The sequence below is a fragment of the Pseudomonas sp. A125 genome (assembly GCF_055409485.1).
The window spans coordinates 82,366-100,645 of sequence record NZ_JBUZVP010000024.1; the positions used below are offsets into that span (position 1 = coordinate 82,366).

20 protein-coding genes are annotated in these 18,280 nt (G+C 62.6%); 3 read left to right on the top strand and 17 right to left on the bottom strand.

Annotated elements, in window-relative coordinates; translation table 11 throughout:
- Positions 1-7 precede the first annotated feature (7 nt).
- The 9 genes from ccmI to ccmA form a co-directional block, all read right to left on the bottom strand.
- A complete protein-coding gene (gene ccmI / locus ACZRN6_RS26810; RefSeq protein WP_322146591.1) occupies positions 8-1,201 on the bottom strand; it encodes a c-type cytochrome biogenesis protein CcmI in 1,194 nt (397 codons plus the stop codon).
- The gene (locus ACZRN6_RS26815; protein ID WP_010166149.1) at positions 1,194-1,667 is read right to left on the bottom strand and encodes a cytochrome c-type biogenesis protein; all 474 of its coding nucleotides are present in this window, start codon (positions 1,665-1,667) and stop codon (positions 1,194-1,196) included. The genes ccmI and ACZRN6_RS26815 overlap by 8 nt, the downstream gene beginning before the upstream one ends.
- Positions 1,664-2,200, bottom strand: a complete 537-nt coding sequence (locus ACZRN6_RS26820) for a DsbE family thiol:disulfide interchange protein (protein ID WP_177087617.1) — start codon at positions 2,198-2,200, stop codon at positions 1,664-1,666. The genes ACZRN6_RS26815 and ACZRN6_RS26820 overlap by 4 nt, the downstream gene beginning before the upstream one ends.
- Positions 2,197-4,185 carry a heme lyase CcmF/NrfE family subunit gene (locus tag ACZRN6_RS26825; protein WP_322146594.1) on the bottom strand — a complete coding sequence of 663 codons (1,989 nt, stop codon included), beginning with the start codon at positions 4,183-4,185 and terminating at the stop codon, positions 2,197-2,199. The genes ACZRN6_RS26820 and ACZRN6_RS26825 overlap by 4 nt, the downstream gene beginning before the upstream one ends.
- Positions 4,186-4,188: 3 nt before the next feature.
- Complete coding sequence (ccmE, locus tag ACZRN6_RS26830) at positions 4,189-4,644, bottom strand: cytochrome c maturation protein CcmE (protein ID WP_008434786.1); 456 nt, start codon at positions 4,642-4,644, stop codon at positions 4,189-4,191.
- Complete coding sequence (gene ccmD, locus ACZRN6_RS26835) at positions 4,641-4,817, bottom strand: heme exporter protein CcmD (protein ID WP_322146597.1); 177 nt, start codon at positions 4,815-4,817, stop codon at positions 4,641-4,643. Before ccmD ends, ccmE begins: the two co-directional genes overlap by 4 nt.
- Positions 4,814-5,569 (bottom strand): heme ABC transporter permease, encoded by a 756-nt coding sequence (locus ACZRN6_RS26840; protein WP_322146599.1) that lies wholly within the window; start codon positions 5,567-5,569, stop codon positions 4,814-4,816. Before ACZRN6_RS26840 ends, ccmD begins: the two co-directional genes overlap by 4 nt.
- Before the next feature lie 85 nt (positions 5,570-5,654).
- Complete coding sequence (gene ccmB, locus ACZRN6_RS26845) at positions 5,655-6,323, bottom strand: heme exporter protein CcmB (protein WP_003210635.1); 669 nt, start codon at positions 6,321-6,323, stop codon at positions 5,655-5,657.
- Positions 6,320-6,901 (bottom strand): cytochrome c biogenesis heme-transporting ATPase CcmA, encoded by a 582-nt coding sequence (ccmA, locus tag ACZRN6_RS26850; protein ID WP_464009246.1) that lies wholly within the window; start codon positions 6,899-6,901, stop codon positions 6,320-6,322. Before ccmA ends, ccmB begins: the two co-directional genes overlap by 4 nt.
- A gap of 252 nt (positions 6,902-7,153) precedes the next feature.
- Here ccmA and fliK point away from each other — a divergent pair, with 252 nt between their 5' ends.
- The 3 genes from fliK (at position 7,154) to ACZRN6_RS26865 (ending at position 10,341) form a co-directional block, all read left to right on the top strand.
- On the top strand, positions 7,154-8,737 hold the full coding sequence (fliK, locus tag ACZRN6_RS26855) for a flagellar hook-length control protein FliK (protein ID WP_464009247.1): 1,584 nt from the start codon (positions 7,154-7,156) through the stop codon (positions 8,735-8,737).
- A complete protein-coding gene (locus ACZRN6_RS26860) occupies positions 8,734-9,063 on the top strand; it encodes an EscU/YscU/HrcU family type III secretion system export apparatus switch protein (protein WP_003210638.1) in 330 nt (109 codons plus the stop codon). The genes fliK and ACZRN6_RS26860 overlap by 4 nt, the downstream gene beginning before the upstream one ends.
- Positions 9,064-9,177: 114 nt before the next feature.
- The gene (locus ACZRN6_RS26865) at positions 9,178-10,341 is read left to right on the top strand and encodes an ATP-binding protein (RefSeq protein ID WP_464009248.1); all 1,164 of its coding nucleotides are present in this window, start codon (positions 9,178-9,180) and stop codon (positions 10,339-10,341) included.
- A 33-nt stretch (positions 10,342-10,374) separates the two neighbouring features.
- Here the strand turns inward: ACZRN6_RS26865 and ACZRN6_RS26870 are convergent, their stop codons facing one another.
- From ACZRN6_RS26870 to ACZRN6_RS26905, 8 genes are all read right to left on the bottom strand, one after another.
- On the bottom strand, positions 10,375-10,770 hold the full coding sequence (locus tag ACZRN6_RS26870) for a DUF2802 domain-containing protein (protein WP_464009249.1): 396 nt from the start codon (positions 10,768-10,770) through the stop codon (positions 10,375-10,377).
- Positions 10,771-11,256, bottom strand: coding sequence for a chemotaxis protein CheW (locus tag ACZRN6_RS26875; protein WP_003210641.1), 486 nt, complete (start codon positions 11,254-11,256; stop codon positions 10,771-10,773).
- Between the two features lie 72 nt (positions 11,257-11,328).
- Positions 11,329-12,135: a CheW domain-containing protein gene (locus ACZRN6_RS26880; protein WP_464009250.1), complete on the bottom strand. Its 807-nt coding sequence runs from the start codon at positions 12,133-12,135 to the stop codon at positions 11,329-11,331.
- A 142-nt stretch (positions 12,136-12,277) separates the two neighbouring features.
- Positions 12,278-13,066 carry a ParA family protein gene (locus tag ACZRN6_RS26885; RefSeq protein WP_076015165.1) on the bottom strand — a complete coding sequence of 263 codons (789 nt, stop codon included), beginning with the start codon at positions 13,064-13,066 and terminating at the stop codon, positions 12,278-12,280.
- Between the two features lie 51 nt (positions 13,067-13,117).
- Complete coding sequence (gene motD / locus ACZRN6_RS26890; RefSeq protein ID WP_177087643.1) at positions 13,118-14,005, bottom strand: flagellar motor protein MotD; 888 nt, start codon at positions 14,003-14,005, stop codon at positions 13,118-13,120.
- A gap of 142 nt (positions 14,006-14,147) precedes the next feature.
- Positions 14,148-14,888, bottom strand: coding sequence for a flagellar motor protein (locus ACZRN6_RS26895; RefSeq protein WP_010166125.1), 741 nt, complete (start codon positions 14,886-14,888; stop codon positions 14,148-14,150).
- Entirely contained in the window at positions 14,888-16,009 is a 1,122-nt protein-coding gene (locus ACZRN6_RS26900) for a protein-glutamate methylesterase/protein-glutamine glutaminase (protein ID WP_464009251.1), read from the bottom strand. The genes ACZRN6_RS26895 and ACZRN6_RS26900 overlap by 1 nt, the downstream gene beginning before the upstream one ends.
- 49 nt (positions 16,010-16,058) lie before the next feature.
- Complete coding sequence (locus tag ACZRN6_RS26905; RefSeq protein WP_464009252.1) at positions 16,059-18,272, bottom strand: chemotaxis protein CheA; 2,214 nt, start codon at positions 18,270-18,272, stop codon at positions 16,059-16,061.
- Positions 18,273-18,280 lie beyond the last annotated feature (8 nt).

An 18,280-nucleotide genomic window follows, 5' to 3' on the forward strand; every position in this document is an offset into this window, starting at 1 on the left:
CCTCGAATTAGTGGTCCGGACTGTCAATGGTCAGTTGCTGCAGCGCAGTAGTGCTGCTGGCCAGCGGTTGGCTGCGGCCGATCCACTCGCCAGCTGTCGGAACACCTGCCCGGGATATGCGCGCAACCAGTTGGACTTCGGGAAAGTTGGACAGTTTCAACTGCGGCATCATCGCATCAGAATCACCCAGTTCGACGGTGATCGGCAGGTCGGCCACGGTCACGCGCTTGGCGGCAAGGGGCGCCGGCGGGCCTTTGACGGCACGGGCGAAGATGAACACGCTGTCGGTCGGCAAGGCCTTGGCCTTCACATCGGCAGCAAGGTCGACGCGAACTTGCATCTGTTTTTGTGCCTTCACGGGCGCCACGCTACCGCCGCTCTCTTTGAGCTTCTCGGCGGCGCGGTCGATCCCGCCTTGCAGCGCGGCACGGGAGTTGTCTTCCGGCGGCAGTTGCGCCAGCAGGCGGTTCCAGTAGTCGATTGCTTCCTGGTAACGCTGGCCTTCAAAGGCTGCGATGCCCAGCAGGCCGAGGCTGGTGACTTCTTTCGGGTCGAGCTTCAGCGCTTCGTCGGTCAAGGCCTGGACCTTGGGCGACCACTGTTTGTTGTCGGCAAAGTACTGCGCCTGGGCCCACTGGCCGAGCAACTCAGGCTGGCGACCGGCCAAGGCCACGGTGCGCTCGAAGACTTTGGCCGCATCGGCCGAACGGTCCTGGGCCATGTAGGCGCGACCGAGGAAGTACAAGCCTTCCGGCGAATCCGGTTGGGCCGCTGCTGCACGCTCCAAGCGGCGGGTCATGTCTTCCATGGACACCGGCGGCTGGGAGAATTCGCGAGTCAGTTCGACCTTGTCGCTGGCCCCGTAATGCAGGTACAGCACCACGCCCAGCACTGGCACCAGAAAGGCTGCGAGCAAGGGCAACGGTTTGCCGAGGCGCGACTCACGAGGTTTTTCCACCCCTTCGGTGTCCGCCAGCAACTCACGCGCCGCTTCAGCGCGACCGCTGTCCAGTTGGGCCGCATCCAGCACGCCTTCGGACTGCTGGGTTTGCAGTTCTGCCACGCGTTCTTGATACAGCGCCACGTTCAGCGCGGTGCGATCCTCTTCACGCTGGGCGCGGCGGCCGCGTAATACCGGGATCAGCAGGAAACTCAAGGCAATCAGAAGCAGCAGACCGGCTGCGAGCCAGAAATCAATCATCAGTTTTTTTGTCCAGCAGTTGGTCGAGGCGTTGACGCTCATCGACGGAAAGCGAATCCGAGCCATCGGCCGGGGCGACACGCCGGCGGCGCACAATCACCGCCATCACCACCACTCCCGCGAGCAACAGCCCGGCGGGGCCGAACCACAGCAGCGCGGTCTTGCCGGTAAGCGCCGGTTTGTAGCGCACAAAATCACCGTAGCGATCGACCATGAAGTCGATGATCTGCTGATTGTCCTTGCCCTCGCCGAGCATGCGGAAGATCTCTTTGCGCAGGTCGGCGGCGATCGGCGCGTTGGAGTCGGCGATGTCCTGGTTCTGGCATTTGGGGCAGCGCAGTTCCTTGGTCAGCTCGCGAAAACGCTCGCGGTCACCGTCCTTGGCAAATTCGTAGGTGTCGATGGCCGCGTGAGCCACACCGACCATGCTCAAGCCCAATACAGCGGCGGCTAACCAACGCTTCATGGCTTGGCCTCATCCACCAGCGCCTGGTACTTGGCGGCCAGTTGCTCGCGCCACACCACTTCGTCGATCACACCCACGTACTTGTCGCGGATCACGCCCTTGGCGTCGATAAAGAAGGTTTCCGGGGCGCCGTATACGCCAAGGTTCAACCCGAGGTTGCCGTCTTCGTCGCGGATATCCAGCTGGTAGGGGTTGTGGAACTCGGCCAGCCACTTCAAGGCGGCAGCATTGTCGTCCTTGTAGTTGATGCCGTAGATCACCACGCCGTTTTCGGCCAGCTTGTTCAGCACGGGGTGCTCGACGCGGCACGAAATACACCAGGTGCCCCACACATTGACCAGTGCCGGTTTGCCCAGCAGATCAGCCTGGGTCAGGGTCTTGTCGCCCTGCACGGTCGGCAGGGAGAACGCCGGGAATGGCTTGCCGATCATGGCCGACGGCAGCTCGGCAGGGTCCAGGTACAGGCCGCGATACAGGAACACCGCCACCACCAGAAACGCCGCCAGCGGTAACACCATCAACCAACGCTTCATACTGGCGCTCCTTGCAGGCCGAGGGCTTCACGCACCCGGCTCTTGACCTTGACCCGGTAACGCCGGTCTGTCGCTGCCAGCAAACCACCGAAACCGGTGAGCAAGCCGCCGAACCAGATCCAGCGCACAAACGGTTTGACGTGCACCCGCACGGCCCAGGCGCCATCGCCCAGCGGTTCACCCAGGGCAACGTAGAGGTCGCGGGTGAAACCGGCGTCGATCCCGGCTTCGGTCATCATCGAGCTTTGCACGGTGTACAGGCGTTTTTCCGGGTGCAGCAGGGCCACTTCCTTGCCGTTGCGCACCACGCGTACGGTGCCTTTGTCGGAGGTGAAGTTGGGGCCTTCGAAGTGCTTGGCGCCTTCGAAAATGAAGTGGTAACCGGCCAGGTCCATGGACTCGCCCGGGGCCAAACGCAGGTCGCGCTCGGCGCTGTTCTGGCTGGACAACACCACGCCCAGGGCGCACACGGCGATGCCGATATGCGCGACCTGCATGCCCCAGTAGCTGCGGGTCATGCTCGGCAGGCCCTTGATCAGGCCTTTGTGGCGGGTCTTGTCGATCAGGTCGCGCACGCCGGCCAGCAATACCCAGGCCGCGAGCATGAAGGTGGCAAGCACGGCCCAGTTGAAGTCGCCGTAGGCAATACCGGCGATCACCGCCAATGCGGCGCTGCCGAGCAGTACCGGCGCGAGCATGCCCACCAGCCATTTCACCGGGGTGTCTTTCCAGCGCACCAATACGCCGACCGCCATCACCACCATCAGCAGCGCCATCAACGGAATGAACAGTGCGTTGAAGTACGGCGGCCCGACGGACAGTTTGGCGCCGCTCAGGGCATCCAGCGCCAGCGGGTACAGGGTGCCGAGCAGGATCATCGAAGCCGCCACCACCAGCACCAGGTTATTACCCAGCAACAGGGTTTCCCGCGACCAGAGGTTGAAGCCGACGTGGCTCTTGACCACAGGCGCGCGCAAGGCAAACAACGTCAGCGAGCCGCCGACCACGAACAGCAGGAAGATCAGGATGAACACGCCACGCTCCGGGTCGGAGGCAAACGCGTGAACCGACGTGAGTACGCCGGAACGCACCAGGAAGGTACCCAGCAGGCTCAGGGAAAACGCGGCGATGGCCAGCAATACGGTCCAGCTCTTGAACACGCCACGTTTTTCAGTGACCGCCAGCGAGTGAATCAGCGCCGTGCCCACCAGCCAGGGCATGAAGGAGGCGTTTTCCACCGGGTCCCAGAACCACCAGCCGCCCCAGCCAAGTTCGTAGTAGGCCCACCACGAGCCCAGGGTGATGCCGATGCCGAGGAACGCCCAGGCGACGATGGTCCAGGGCCGCGACCAGCGCGCCCAGGCCGCATCTAGGCGCCCGCCGAGCAAGGCGGCGATGGCGAAGGCGAAGGCCACCGAAAAACCGACATAGCCCATGTAGAGCATCGGCGGGTGCACGATCAGGCCAATGTCTTGCAGCAGCGGGTTGAGGTCGTGCCCGTCTACCGGGATCTGCGGCAGGATGCGGGTGAACGGGTTGGAGGTCATGATCAAAAACAGCAGGAAGCCGATGCTGATCATGCCCATCACCGCCAGCACCCGGGCCAGCATCACTTGCGGCAACTGGCGGGAGAAGATCGAGACGGCAAAGGTCCAGCCGCCGAGGATCAACGCCCACAGCAGCAACGAGCCTTCGTGAGCGCCCCACACGGCGCTGAATTTGTAGTACCAGGGCAAGGCGCTGTTGGAGTTGTTGGCCACATAGGCGACGGAAAAGTCGTCGGTCATAAAGGCGTAGGTCAGGCAGCCGAAGGCGAACACCAAAAACGCGAACTGGCCCCAGGCGGCCGGCTGGGCCAGGCTCATCCACAGGCGGTCACCGCGCCAGGCGCCCAGCAACGGGACCACGGCCTGGACGATGGCAAAGCACAGGGCGAGGATCATCGCCAACTGGCCAAGCTCCGGAATAAACAGTGCGGACGTCATGACTTAGCCCTCCTTGGCGGGGGTCGGGGCGGATTGGCCGCTGTCTTTGAGGGCCTTGGTGACTTCCGGCGGCATGTATTTTTCATCGTGCTTGGCCAGCACTTCATCGGCCACCACCACGCCGTCGGCGTTGAGCTTGCCGAGGGCGACGATGCCCTGCCCTTCGCGGAACAGGTCCGGGAGGATGCCGCGGTAGGTGATGGTCACGGACTTGTTGAAGTCGGTGACGATGAATTTGACGTCCAGCGAATCGCCGGAACGTTGCAGCGAGCCTTTCTCGACCATGCCACCGGCACGAATTCGCGTGTCCAGCGGCGCTTCGCCGTTGGCGATTTGGGTCGGGGTGTAGAACAGGTTGATGTTCTCCCGCAGGGCGCTCAAGGCCAGGGTCACGGCAATGCCGACACCGGCCATGATGGCCAGGATGATCAACAGACGCTTTCTACGCAGCGGATTCACTTTTCGGTCTCCCGGCGCAAACGACGCGCCTCTTGTTGCAGGTAACGCTTGCGGGCCAGGATCGGCGCGACGACGTTGAGGGCCAGCACCGCCAGGCAGATGCCATAGGCCGTCCAGACGTACAGGGCATGATGGCCCATGGCGAGAAAATCACTGAAAGAGTTGAAGCTCATCCACGGGCTCCCAGGCTGTTTTGCACTTCGGCCTTGACCCAACTGGTGCGGGCTTCACGCTTGAGCACTTCGAGGCGCATGCGCAGCAGCAGCACGGCACCGAAGAAACAGTAGAACCCCAGCACCATCAGCAGCAGCGGCGCCCACATTTCCACGGGCATCGCCGGCTTTTCGGTAAGGGTAAAGGTGGCGCCCTGGTGCAGGGTGCTCCACCACTCCACCGAGTATTTGATGATCGGGATGTTGATCACGCCGACAATCGCCAGCACCGCGCAGGCCTTGGCGGCGCTGTCACGATTACTGATGGCGTTGCCCAGCGCAATAAGACCGAAGTACAGGAACAGCAGGATCAGCATCGACGTTAGTCGCGCGTCCCACACCCACCACGAACCCCAGGTCGGCTTGCCCCAGATCGCGCCGGTGACCAGCGCCACGGCGGTCATCCAGGCGCCGATGGGCGCGGCACATTGCAGGGCAACGTCCGCCAGCTTCATCTTCCACACCAGGCCGACAATGCCGCACACCGCCAGCATCACGTAGCAGGACTGGGCCAGCATCGCAGCGGGAACGTGGATGTAGATGATGCGAAAGCTGTTGCCTTGCTGGTAGTCCGGCGGCGCGAAGGCCAGGCCCCAGACCAGGCCGATGCCGATCAGCAATACAGCGGCGATGCTCAACCACGGCAGCAGTTTGCCACTGATGCCGTAAAACCATTTGGGCGAGCCGAGCTTGTGAAACCAGGTCCAGTTCATGCTGTTTCCATCACGGTTGCTGCTCGTCGTTGCGAGCAGCCTAGGGTCTTTACTGATTAAGGTTATAACGCTTAACCAGACCTCATTATTCGCCGACGCTGATCTTCAGGCCAGCCGCTATAGCAAAGGGTGTCAGGGTTACTGCCAGGGCGGCCAGGCTGCCAAGCCACAACAGGTAACCGGTCGCCGGCATGCCCTGGAGCGCGGCTTGCAGAGCGCCGCTGCCCAGGATCAACACCGGGATATACAAAGGTAAAATCAGCAGGGCCAACAACAGGCCACCGCGTTTCAAACCGACGGTCAGGGCCGCACCCACAGCGCCCAGTAAACTGAGAACCGGCGTGCCAAGCAACAGGGAAAGCAGCAACACCGGCAGGCACTCGGTGGGCAATCCCAGCATCATCGCCAACAGCGGCGCGAGCAATACCAGCGCCAGGCCGGAAAACGCCCAGTGTGCCAGTACCTTGGCCAGAACCAGAAGAGGCAGGGGGTGCGACGAAAGGACCCACTGTTCAAGGGAACCGTCTTCAAAATCACTGCGAAACAGCCCGTCCAGCGAGAGCAGGACCGACAAAAGCGCCGCGACCCAGACCAGCCCCGGAGACAAGGTTTGCAACAGTTTAGTCTCGGGGCCGACCGCCAACGGGAACAGCGCGATCACGATCGCGAAGAACACCAGCGGGTTGGCCAGTTCGGCCGGGCGGCGACAGAGTAACCGTGCTTCGCGGGCGACCAACAGGGCAAATACACTCATACCGACCACCGGCCCAGGTCGAGGTCGCGGTAACCGGCGGGCATGCGCGTCAACGTATGGTGAGTGGTAAGCAAGACCGTGCCGCCCTGTTCGCAATGGGCCGCCAGGTGTTCTTCAAGTTGGGCCACGCCTTGTTTGTCGAGGGCGGTGAAGGGTTCGTCGAGGATCCACAACGGCGGGCCGTCCAGGTACAGCCGGGCCAGGGCCACGCGGCGCTGCTGGCCGGCGGACAGGGTGTGGCAAGGGACGTCTTCGAAACCCTTCAGCCCGACGGCGGCCAAAGCCTGCCAGATCGCCTCGCGGCTTGCCGGGTGATGCAGGGCGCTGAGCCAGCTGAGGTTCTCCTCGGCGGTCAGCACATCCTTGATCCCGGCGGCGTGGCCGATCCAGATCAGGTTGCGCGCCAGCTCCGTGCGCTGCTCGCTCAACGGCTTGCCATTGAGCCTAACTTCGCCCGCCGTCGGCTGCATCAGGCCGGCCAGCAGGCGCAACAGGCTGGTCTTGCCGCTGCCGTTGGGGCCGCTGACCTGCACCATGTCGCCGCCCGCCAGACGCAGTTCGAGGTGTTCGAACAGCATCCGCAGGTCACGTTCACAAGCGAGCGCTACGGCTTCTAGAAGAGGGCTGGTCAAGAGATCGCGGGCCTTTACGGTTCAAGTCGGCGGTGGAACGGCCGTTAAAGAGGTGCACATTAACTGCTTTGGCGACCGGTTTTAGAGAGCTGGATCAAATAGTTGTGATGTTTATACCGCTCTCTTTGAAGACGGGCGGCATTATACATGTGATGCCCTACTCTAAAGAGGGCAATTTCCCTTGAGACGGCGCGCACGATGACCGGTGAGATCACTCTTCCCACACTTCCCCCGACGCTGCCGGCCGGGCCCACGCCTGCGCCCGCGACGGGAGAACTGCTGAAACTGCTGGAGCCGCAGGTCGGCCTGATTGACCCCGGGAAAACCGTAAACGCCGAGGTGCTGGCGCTTAAACAAGGCGGCGATGCGTTTCAGTTGCTGCTCAAGCTGACCCTGGAAGGCGGCCGGCAAACCCTGGTGCAGGCCAGCAGCAGCCAGCCGCTGCCGCTGGGCACCCAGGTGGAAGTCAGCCAGACGCCGTCGGGCAATTTGTCGATCAGCCTGCAGCAGGCGCTGAGTTCCAGCGTCGCCGCACTGACGCGTATCGACACCAACCAACTGCCGGTGGGCACCCTGCTGCAAGGCAAGGTGCTGACCACCCAGGCGCTGCCACAGGGCGCCAACCAGCCGGTGGTGTATCGCTCGCTGGTGTCGGTGCTCAATAACGTCCTCGCTGGCGCGACCCTGACCGTCGAAAGCCCGCAACCGTTGCGCATCGCCAGCCTGCTCAGCGCCGTGGTGCAAAGTGCCCAGACCCTGAGCTTTGTGCCTCTGAGCGGGCGCCAGGACCAACTGGCCGTGGCCCAGCAACTTTCCACCCAGCAAAGCCGCCAGGGCTCGCTGGACGTGGTGTTTACCGCCCTGCAAAGCCTGCCGGCGACCAGCAGCGACGGCACCTCGGTCGACCTGCGTGCCGCCGCTGCGCGGTTACTCGCGGCACTGCCCGACCTGGCCCAGGCCAGCAATCCCAAGGTACTGGCGCAACTGGTCCAGAACAGCGGGACGTTCCTGGAAGCCAAGCTGCTGGCCGGGCAAAACCCGCAGATCCCGCCACTGGACATGAAAGGCGCCCTGCTGCGCCTCGTCGCCGACCTGATGCCGGCCTTGCCCGCCAGCACCAACCTGAATGCGATCCTGGCGGCCAACACCCTGGCGCAGCTGCTGCCCAGCTTCGTGCGCAGCCCGTTGGGCACCCTCGGCCAGGTCGGCGCCCGACAAGCCCCCGCAGGTTTTCCGCTGCCGGATCGGCTGATGCAACGCCTGGAAGGTGAAAGCGACCTGGAAAACCTGCTGCGCCTGGCGGCCGGCGCGATTTCCCGCCTGCAAAGCCATCAGCTGTCGAGCCTGGAACAAACCGGCACCACGGCTGACGGCAAGCTCTTGACTACATGGCAGCTGGAAATCCCGATGCGCACCCTGCAGGACATCGTGCCGTTGCAGGTCAAGTTCCAGCGGGAAGAACCGGCCCCCGACAAGGAACAGCCGGAACGCAAGGACACCAAGGACCCCAAGCAAATGCTCTGGCGCGTGGAAATGGCCCTGGACATGGAGCCGCTGGGCCCGTTGCAGGTCCAGGCCCAACTGAGCCAGGGCAAACTGTCGACTCAGCTGTGGGCCACCCGCCCGTTCACCGCCAGCCTGATCGAAAGCCACCTGGGCAGCCTGCGCGAGCGCCTGGTGTCGTCGGGGCTCAACGTCGGCGATCTGGACTGCCACCTCGGCACCCCGCCACGGGGCCAGAAAACCGGACTGGAACAACGCTGGGTGGATGAAACCGCATGAAAAACCCCAACCCGCCGCGCCAGGCCATTGCCCTCAAATACGACGGGCAACAGGCGCCGACCCTCACCGCCAAGGGCGACGACGCCCTGGCCGAAGCCATCCTCAAGCTGGCCCGGGAGAACGAAGTCCCGATCTACGAAAATGCCGAGCTGGTCAAATTACTGGCGCGCATGGAATTGGGCGACAGCATCCCGGAAGAGTTGTATCGCACCGTCGCAGAGATCATCGCGTTCGCGTGGACGTTGAAGGGCAAGTTCCCGGTGGGGTATGACCCGGATGCAGGGCCGGTGGAGCGGGATGTGACAGAAAGAGGCGACGATTATTGATGTGGGAGCGATCGTTCCCACGCGTGGGAACGATCAGCCCGTAGGCGCGGGTGTATAGCAATTATATCTTTCAAGGTATAGATTATCTCGAACCCGATAGTTCAGGATAAACCCATGAGCCCTACTCGCCCGATTCTCCGTCGAAAGCTACTCGCCGAAGCCCTCGCCCGCGATTTGGCAGGCGAGTCATTTGCCGACTACAGCTCCGGCATGTTCCTCGCAGCCCCTCGGCGTACGGGCAAGAGTACGTTCCTGCGCAACGACCTCATCCCCGAGTGCAAGACGCGAGGCTGGCTGCCGGTTTACGTGGACCTGTGGACGAACCGCGAAATCGACCCCGCCGAGTTGATCTCCGGCGCCATCGGCAAAGCCCTGGGCGAGTTCGAAAGCGCAGTGAGCAAGGCGGCCAAGAAGGCCGGTATCGAGAAGATCAGCTTGCTGCGCACCTTGAGTTGGGATTTCACCAAACCTCAATTGCCCGCCGGCACCACGCTCACCCATGCGCTGGACGTGCTGCACCAGGTCTCGGGGCAACTGATCGTGCTGATCGTGGACGAAGCCCAGCACGCCCTCAACAGCGAAGGCGGCGTGAACGCCATGTTCGCCCTCAAGGCGGCACGCGATCATCTCAACGGCAGCAGCACGGCAGATGGCCTGCGCCTGGTGTTCACCGGGTCCAGCCGGGACAAACTGGCCAACCTGGTACTCAAGAGCAAACAACCGTTCTTTGGCGCCCACATCACGCCGTTCCCGCTGTTGAGCCGGGATTTTGTCGAGTTCGTGACGGACCTCTGGAACCAGCGCCTGGCTGCGACCAACCAGTTCAACCTGGAGGACATGGACTATGCGTTCCAGCTCGTGGGCCGGCGCCCGGAAATGCTCAACAAACTATTGACCGAAGTGAGCGTGGGTCTTGGCGAGGCGAGCAACCTTGGCGAGTTGCTGAGGACCGGGGCACTCAATCACCAGGCCGGAATATGGAGCGACTACGAGAGCGCCTACAACGACCTCTCGCCCCTGCAACAGGCGGTACTTGAAGTGATGGGCGAACGAACCCTGGGCAAGCAAGCGTTTTCGCCTTTTGCGGAAAAAACCTTCCAGGATGTGAACCGCAAGCTGGAGCAGGCCCAGGTCGAGCCGAACGCCAGTACGCCGAACGTGCAGAAAGCACTGGAAGTGCTGCGGGAGAAAGAGTTGGTCTGGAAAGCCAACCGTGGCGAATATGCCCTGGAGGACTCGACCATGGCCGAATGGCTGGCCAACCGGCATCAGCCGTAAGCTGCAAGCGAACCCGCTTGCAGCTCGCAACCTTCAGCCGTCTTTGTGCAACCGGCTCATCAACTGCGCCTCAGCCTGGGTCAACCCGCAGGACTGTGTCAGCTCATCCACCGTGGCGCCCATGCCCACCAGTTTCGCCGCCTGGGCGAACGACAGGCTCGACGGGTCGCGCTGCTCCAGCGCAGACAACTTGTCTGGCAACGGCGCCAGCACCGAACGCAGTTCGTGCACTTCATCGCCCACACGCACAGCGCTCTGCTGGAAGTGGTCGACCCGCTTGACCAGTTCCAGCAGGCGCCGGTCGCGCACGGCGTCGCGCTCGGCCTGTTGAGTGGCCCATTCCCGTTGCAGGCGCACATAGCGCAGCAGAAAGCCCAGGGTCCCGGCCCATAGGATGGCCAGGACGATCACCGCTACCTCAAGGAACAATCAGATATTCTCCAGGTCCTGCCATTCTTCTTCGCTCATCATCTTGTCCAGCTCAACCAGAATCAGCAGTTCGCCGTTCTTGTTGCAGACACCCTGGATGAACTTGGCCGACTCTTCGTTGCCGACGTTCGGCGCGGTCTCGACTTCAGATTGGCGCAGGTAAACCACTTCCGCCACGCTGTCGACCATGATCCCGACCACTTGCTTGTCGGCTTCGATGATCACGATGCGGGTGTTGTCGTTGACTTCGGTCGGCACCAGGCCAAAACGCTGGCGAGTGTCGATCACCGTCACCACGTTACCGCGCAGGTTGATGATGCCCAGCACGTAGCTTGGGGCACCCGGCACCGGAGCGATTTCGGTGTAGCGCAGCACTTCCTGCACACGCATCACGTTGATGCCGTAGGACTCGTTGTCCAGCTTGAAGGTGACCCATTGCAGGATTGGATCATCCACCAGACCTTGTGCGGACACTGACTTGTTCATACTCCAGACCCCTTCAAATACCGTTGGTTACGGTGTGTGTTCTTGGGCAGCGCCAGAGCGCTGCGCTCATTATCAAGTGCGTTTGTTGAGCGGCATCGCTTTTACCGCGCCGCTGGCAATCAGCTCCGCCAGTTCGGCGACATCCAGCAACGCGCACATGTGTTCGATCACGGTGCCCGCCAGCCATGGCCGCTGGCCCCGGTGGCTGCGCCATTTGATTTCGTTAGGGTCCAGGCGCAACGAGCGGCTGACCTGATGCACCGCCAGCCCCCACTCGTAGCCCTGCACCGAAATGACGTAGTGCAGGCCCTGGCGGAAATCATCACGGTAGCGGTCGGGCATCACCCAGCGCGCAGTGTCCAAAACCTTCAAGTTGCCCTGCTGGCTCGGCAAAATCCCGAGGAACCATTCCGGCTGGCCGAACAGCGGCGTCAACTCCTGGCCTTCCAGGGAGTAGATCGAGCCCAGGCACACCAGCGGCACGGCCAGGGTCAGCCCGGCAACATCGAACAGCAAGCATTCGAACGGCTCGGCGGCCCACGCCGGGCGACCATCGCCCTGCACGGGCGGCGGGGTGATGCTCGGCGGGAGGTGAACCTCAACCACCGGCTCGACCACTACCGGCGCGATCACCACAGGTGCAACAACCGGCACCGGCACGGCAACCGGAACCGCTACGGGAACCACCAATGCATCACGGGCCTGCTCTTCCAGGACCGCTAATTGAAACTCGTCCAGGGCTGCCGGCTCTGGCTCGATGACTTCATCGAGGATCAGAATCGGTTCTGGCATTTCTTCGGTCGCGTCCTGCAGCAAGGCGTCCAGGTAGGACTCCAGCGCCAGTTGCGGCCGGGTTTTGAAGTCAACGGGACGGTTCATCTGTATGCCCACGCGCAAGCCCCATCCACCCTGTATTCAGTGGTTATCGGCCTGTGAGTGTCCGGACTTGAATCGAGAGCCGGTTTTGTCGCGAAAACTGCGGCGTCTGCATCGCTGGCAAGCCAGGCTCCTACAATGATCATCACGCCACCTGCGCCACAAGCTGCTGGGACAACAGGTGCTTGAGCAACGCCCGGTACGCCAGCACGCCACGGCTCTTGCCGTCGAATTGCGACGGCGTCAGCCCGGCGCGGCTCGCATCTCGCAAGCGCGTGTCCACCGGGATGTAGCCTTGCCAGATGGTGTCCGGATAGGCATCGCGCAGCACACGCAAGGTGCCAAGGGACGCCTGGGTACGCCGGTCAAACAGGGTCGGGACGATGCTGAACGGCAGCGCCTGTTTGCGCGAGCGGTTGATCATTGCCAGGGTGCTGACCATACGCTCCAGGCCTTTGACGGCCAGGTGCTCGGTCTGCACCGGGATCACCAGCTGTTGGCTGGCGGCCAGGGCGTTGACCATCAGCACACCGAGCAACGGCGGGCTGTCGATGATGGCGTAGTCGAAGTCCTGCCACAGCTGCGCCAGGGTCTTGGCGATGACCAGGCCCAGGCCACTCTGCCCCGGCGACTGGCGCTCAAGGGTGGCCAGGGCGGTGCTGGACGGCAACAGCGAGATTTTTTCATTGCTGGTGGGCAGCATCAGTTGGCCCGGCAAATCGGCCGGCACGCTGCCCTTGTGCAGGAACAGGTCGTAGCAACTGTGCTCCAGGGCATCCGGGTCGTAGCCAAAATAGCTGGTCATGGAGCCGTGGGGGTCCAGGTCGACCACGACCACGCGCTTGCCGGCCTCGGCCAGCAGGCCGGCCAAGGCGATGGAGGTGGTGGTTTTACCGACACCACCCTTTTGATTGGCAACTGCCCAGACTCTCATTCGAATTGTTCCTCCCGGCAGGCACAGGCTCGACCGAGAAATTGCATGGGGTTATAGAGCCGGTGACGGAGAATTGACGGCACTCCCGCGAACCGGCGCCTTTACGGGCGCTGGTGCAGTTTGTGTGCCAGCCCGCTTCAAGGCGGCATCCGGTGTTGCATTGGCAGTGCCGGTACCGGTCAGGCTGCGGCGCACATCCAGGTTGCGCGACACCACCAGCACCACCCGGCGGTTGCGCGCGCGGCCTTCTGCCGTGGCGTTATTGGCCACCGGCTGGAACTCGCCATACCCTACCGACGCCAGGCGCCCGGGGTTCACGCCCTGCATTGCGAGCATCCGCACAATGCTCGCAGCGCGGGCCGAAGACAGCTCCCAGTTGGTCGGATACTGCGCCGTGCTGATCGGCAAGTTGTCGGTAAAGCCTTCGACGTGGACCGGGTTTTCAAACGGCTTGAGGATCGCCGCTACCTTGTCGATGATGGTAAACGCCTGGTCGCTGGGCATCGCATCGGCGCTGGCGAACAACAGGCTGGAATTAAGCTCGATCTCGACCCACAACTCATTGCCGCGCACCGTCATCTGGTTGGAGCTGATCAAGTCACCAAAGGCGGCGCTGATGTCATCGGCGATGCTTTTCAGCGGGTCGCTGGTGCCACCGATGCCAGCAGCGGTTTCATCGCTGTCATTGACCAGCGGCTTGGCCGGGGTCACGGTCTTGGGACGCTCTTCACCAATCGGAATCGGCTTGAGGGAGCGGTCCGCGTCGCTGAACACGCCGATCAGCGCCTGGGAAATGACTTTGTACTTGCCTTCGTTGATCGAGGAAATGGAGTACATCACCACAAAAAACGCGAACAGCAGCGTAATGAAGTCGGCGTAGGACACCAGCCAGCGTTCATGGTTGACGTGCTCTTCAGGCTCGCGGCGGCGACGGCTCACAAACGACTACCTCCCCACAACGAATCAACTGTAGGAGCAAGCTTGCTCGCGAAAAAACCGAGAGCAACGCGTTTATCCAGGATGCCCGCGTTATCGTTGACGATTTTCGCGAGCAAGCTCGCTCCTACAATGTTCATGCCCATCAGTCCATGAAGCCCTGGAGCTTCAGTTCGATGGAGCGCGGGTTTTCACCCTCGGCAATCGAGAGGATGCCTTCGAGCAACATCTCGCGATAACGCGACTGGCGCATGGCAATCGACTTGAGCTTGCTGGCCACCGGCAACAACACCAGGTTGGCACTGGCCACGCCGTAGATGGTGGCAACAAACGCCACGGCAATCCCGCTGCCCAGTTGCGACGGATCGGCCAGGTTGCCCATCACGTGGATCAGGCCCATTACGGCACCGATGATGCCGATGGTCGGCGCGTAGCCGCCCATGCTTTCAAAGACTTTGGCGGCGTTGATGTCACGGCTTTCCTGGGTGTAGAAATCCACTTCCAGGATGCTGCGAATCGCTTCCGGCTCGGCGCCGTCCACCAGCAATTGCAGGCCTTTGCGTGCGTAGCTGTCAGGCTCGGCATCAGCCACGCCTTCCAGGCCCAACAAGCCTTCCTTGCGCGCTGTGAGGCTCCAGTTGACCACGCGGTCGATGCCGCCTGGCAAGTCGACACGTGGCGGGAAAATAATCCAGATGAGGATCTGCATCGCGCGCTTGAACGAGCTCATGGGCGACTGCAGCAAGGCTGCGCCCACGGTGCCGCCGATCACAATCAACGCCGCCGGGCCGTTGGCCAGGGCACCCAGGTGGCCGCCTTCGAGGTAGTTGCCGCCGATAATCGCGACAAACGCCATGATGATGCCAATCAGGCTCAATACATCCATTAGAGACAGGCCTCCACCAGGTGCTTGCCGATGTCGTCCAGGCTGTAGACGGCGTCGGCCAGGTCGGCCTTGACGATGGCCATGGGCATGCCATAGATCACGCAGCTGGCTTCATCCTGAGCCCAGATAGCGCTGCCGCCCTGCTTGAGCAGGCGCGCGCCTTCACGGCCGTCGGCGCCCATGCCGGTCAACACCACCGCCAGAACTTTGTCGCCGTAGGACTTGGCCGCAGAACCGAAGGTGATGTCCACACACGGCTTGTAGTTCAGGCGTTCATCGCCCGGCAGGATTTTGATCGCACCACGGCCATCGACCATCATCTGCTTGCCGCCAGGGGCCAGCAGCGCGAGGCCTGGGCGCAGGATATCGCCATCCTCGGCTTCCTTGACGCTGATGCGGCACAGCTTGTCCAGGCGCTCGGCGAAGGCCTTGGTGAACGCGGCCGGCATATGCTGGATCAACACGATCGGGGCCGGGAAGTTGGCCGGCAGCTGGGTCAACACCCGCTGCAAGGCGACCGGACCGCCCGTGGACGTACCGATGGCCACCAGCTTGTAGGCTTTGCGCTTGGGTGCCGGTGAATGCGCGGTGGGCGCAGCCGCACGCACCGGAGCCACGGCCGGGCGCGCAACCGGCGCAGCCGCCGGGCGACCAAAGGTGCTGGGGGCTGCCGGTGGCGGCGCAACCGGTGCCGGCGCCGGCGCACTGAACAAGCTGCGACGGTTACTGCGGGAGATGCTGTGCACCTTCTCGCAGAGCATCTGCTTGACCTTCTCGGGGTTACGCGAGATGTCTTCGAAATTCTTCGGCAGGAAGTCCACCGCGCCGGCGTCCAGCGCATCCAGGGTGACCCGGGCGCCTTCGTGGGTCAGCGAAGAGAACATCAACACCGGGGTCGGGCAGCGCTGCATGATGTGCCGCACCGCCGTGATGCCGTCCATCATCGGCATCTCGTAGTCCATGGTGATCACGTCTGGCTTGAGGGCCATGGCCTGATCGATCGCCTCTTTGCCGTTGGTGGCCGTGCCGACCACCTGGATATTGGAATCCGATGAAAGAATTTCCGAGACGCGGCGGCGGAAGAAACCCGAATCGTCCACCACCAGGACCTTGACTACCATAAACACTCCGTTAGGCCGGGCGAGGGACAACCGCCCTGCCCGGGCCGAATCAAATACGCCGTGCGGCGTAACGCTTGAGCATGCTCGGAACGTCGAGAATCAGCGCGATCCGACCGTCACCGGTGATGGTCGCACCCGACATACCCGGGGTTCCCTGCAGCATTTTGCCCAAAGGCTTGATGACCACTTCTTCCTGGCCCACCAGTTGATCGACCACAAAGCCGATACGCTGGGTGCCCACGGAGAGAATCACCACATGGCCTTCGCGCTGCTCTTCGTGCTTGGCCGAGGCCACCAGCCAACGCTTGAGGTAGAACAGCGGCAACGCCTTGTCGCGCACGATCACCACTTCCTGGCCGTCCACCACGTTGGTGCGCGACAGGTCGAGGTGGAAGATTTCGTTGACGTTGACCAACGGGAAGGCGAACGCCTGGTTGCCCAGCATCACCATCAGGGTCGGCATGATCGCCAGGGTCAACGGCACCTTGATGACGATCTTCGAGCCCTGGCCCTTGGTCGAGTAGATGTTGATCGAGCCGTTGAGCTGGCTGATCTTGGTCTTCACCACGTCCATGCCCACGCCACGGCCCGACACGTCGGAAATCTCGGTCTTGGTCGAGAAGCCCGGCGCAAAAATCAGGTTGTAGCACTCGGTGTCGGTCAGGCGGTCGGCGGCGTCCTTGTCCATCACGCCACGCTTGACCGCAATGTTGCGCAGTACGGTGGGGTCCATGCCTTTGCCGTCATCGGTGATCGACAGCAGGATGTGGTCGCCTTCCTGTTCGGCCGCCAGAATCACTTTGCCCAGGCGGTTCTTGCCCGAGGCTTCACGTTCTTCCGGGGACTCGATGCCGTGGTCGACGGCGTTGCGCACCAAGTGGACCAGCGGGTCGGCCAGGGCCTCGACAAGGTTTTTGTCGAGGTCGGTTTCTTCACCCACCAGTTCCAGGTTGATCTCTTTCTTGAGCTGGCGTGCCAGGTCGCGAACCAGGCGCGGGAAGCGGCCGAAGACTTTCTTGATCGGCTGCATCCGGGTCTTCATGACGGCGGTTTGCAGGTCTGCGGTGACCACGTCGAGGTTCGACACGGCCTTTTGCATGGCCTCATCGCCGCTGTTGAGGCCCAGGCGCACCAGGCGGTTACGCACCAGCACCAGTTCGCCGACCATGTTCATGATGTCGTCCAGGCGCGCGGTATCAACGCGCACGGTGGTTTCGGCTTCACTGGCCGGTTGCTTGTCTGCAGCCGGGGCCGCAGCGGCACGCGCCGGTGCAGGCGCCGGCTTGGCAGCCACTGGCGCGGCGGCCCTGGCGGCTACCGGAGGCGGTGTTGCGACAGCGGCGGCAGTAGCCGCCGGTGCAGCAGCGCCAGCCACTTCAGTAAACTTGCCCTTGCCGTGCAGTTCATCCAGCAAGGCTTCGAATTCGTGATCAGAGATCAGCCCATCGGCAGCCGGAGCGGCAGCAGCGGGCGCTGCAGGTGCAGCGGCTGTTGCGGTTGTTGCGGCGACTTCCGGCAGCGCGTCGGCGGCAAACGAGCCTTTGCCGTGCAACTGGTCCAGCAGCGCTTCGAACTCGTCGTCGGTGATTTCATTGCTGGCAGGCGCCGCTGCTTGCGTAGGCGCTGGCGCTGCGGCCACCGCATCCGGGGCAAACTGGCCCTTGCCATGCAACTGGTCTAGTAACGACTCGAATTCGGCGTCGGTAATGTCTTCAGAGGTCGGCACTGAGGCCTGCGCACTGGCAACGGGGACTTCGGCTTGGGCCTTGATGGCGTTCAGCGAGTCCAGCAGTTGTTCAAATTCGCTGTCGGTCACATCGCCCGCAGGCTCGGCGACAGGTTCGGCCACCGCTACAACCACCGGCGCGTTGGCCGCAGGTTCTGCCAGGCGCGCCAGGGCGGCCAGCAGTTCCGGGGTGGCGGCAGTGATCGGTGCACGTTCGCGCACTTCACTGAACATGCCGTTGACTGCGTCCAGTGCTTCCAGGATCACGTCCATCAGTTCCGAGTCGACGTGCCGCTCACCCTTGCGCAGGATGTCGAACACGTTCTCGGCGATGTGACAGCACTCCACCAGCTCATGGAGCTGGAGGAAGCCGGCGCCCCCTTTTACAGTGTGAAAACCGCGAAAAATTGCATTGAGCAGGTTCGCATCATCCGGTCGGCTTTCCAGCTCGACCAGTTGTTCGGACAGTTGCTCTAAAATTTCGCCGGCCTCTACAAGGAAATCCTGAAGGATTTCTTCATCGGCGCCGAAGCTCATGGGTGTGC

What these genes read in the sequence shown, in the direction of transcription:
- ccmI (WP_322146591.1), bottom strand. Translation starts at nt 1,201, where the DNA reads ATGATTGATTTCTGGCTCGCAGCCGGTCTGCTGCTTCTGATTGCCTTG.
- ACZRN6_RS26815 (WP_010166149.1), bottom strand. Translation starts at nt 1,667, where the DNA reads ATGAAGCGTTGGTTAGCCGCCGCTGTATTGGGCTTGAGCATGGTCGGT.
- ACZRN6_RS26820 (WP_177087617.1), bottom strand. Translation starts at nt 2,200, where the DNA reads ATGAAGCGTTGGTTGATGGTGTTACCGCTGGCGGCGTTTCTGGTGGTG.
- ACZRN6_RS26825 (WP_322146594.1), bottom strand. Translation starts at nt 4,185, where the DNA reads ATGACGTCCGCACTGTTTATTCCGGAGCTTGGCCAGTTGGCGATGATC.
- ccmD (WP_322146597.1), bottom strand. Translation starts at nt 4,817, where the DNA reads ATGAGCTTCAACTCTTTCAGTGATTTTCTCGCCATGGGCCATCATGCC.
- ACZRN6_RS26840 (WP_322146599.1), bottom strand. Translation starts at nt 5,569, where the DNA reads ATGAACTGGACCTGGTTTCACAAGCTCGGCTCGCCCAAATGGTTTTAC.
- ccmB (WP_003210635.1), bottom strand. Translation starts at nt 6,323, where the DNA reads ATGAGTGTATTTGCCCTGTTGGTCGCCCGCGAAGCACGGTTACTCTGT.
- ccmA (WP_464009246.1), bottom strand. Translation starts at nt 6,901, where the DNA reads ATGCTGTTCGAACACCTCGAACTGCGTCTGGCGGGCGGCGACATGGTG.
- fliK (WP_464009247.1), top strand. Translation starts at nt 7,154, where the DNA reads ATGACCGGTGAGATCACTCTTCCCACACTTCCCCCGACGCTGCCGGCC.
- ACZRN6_RS26860 (WP_003210638.1), top strand. Translation starts at nt 8,734, where the DNA reads ATGAAAAACCCCAACCCGCCGCGCCAGGCCATTGCCCTCAAATACGAC.
- ACZRN6_RS26865 (WP_464009248.1), top strand. Translation starts at nt 9,178, where the DNA reads ATGAGCCCTACTCGCCCGATTCTCCGTCGAAAGCTACTCGCCGAAGCC.
- ACZRN6_RS26875 (WP_003210641.1), bottom strand. Translation starts at nt 11,256, where the DNA reads ATGAACAAGTCAGTGTCCGCACAAGGTCTGGTGGATGATCCAATCCTG.
- ACZRN6_RS26880 (WP_464009250.1), bottom strand. Translation starts at nt 12,135, where the DNA reads ATGAACCGTCCCGTTGACTTCAAAACCCGGCCGCAACTGGCGCTGGAG.
- ACZRN6_RS26885 (WP_076015165.1), bottom strand. Translation starts at nt 13,066, where the DNA reads ATGAGAGTCTGGGCAGTTGCCAATCAAAAGGGTGGTGTCGGTAAAACC.
- ACZRN6_RS26895 (WP_010166125.1), bottom strand. Translation starts at nt 14,888, where the DNA reads ATGGATGTATTGAGCCTGATTGGCATCATCATGGCGTTTGTCGCGATT.
- ACZRN6_RS26900 (WP_464009251.1), bottom strand. Translation starts at nt 16,009, where the DNA reads ATGGTAGTCAAGGTCCTGGTGGTGGACGATTCGGGTTTCTTCCGCCGC.
- ACZRN6_RS26905 (WP_464009252.1), bottom strand. Translation starts at nt 18,272, where the DNA reads ATGAGCTTCGGCGCCGATGAAGAAATCCTTCAGGATTTCCTTGTAGAG.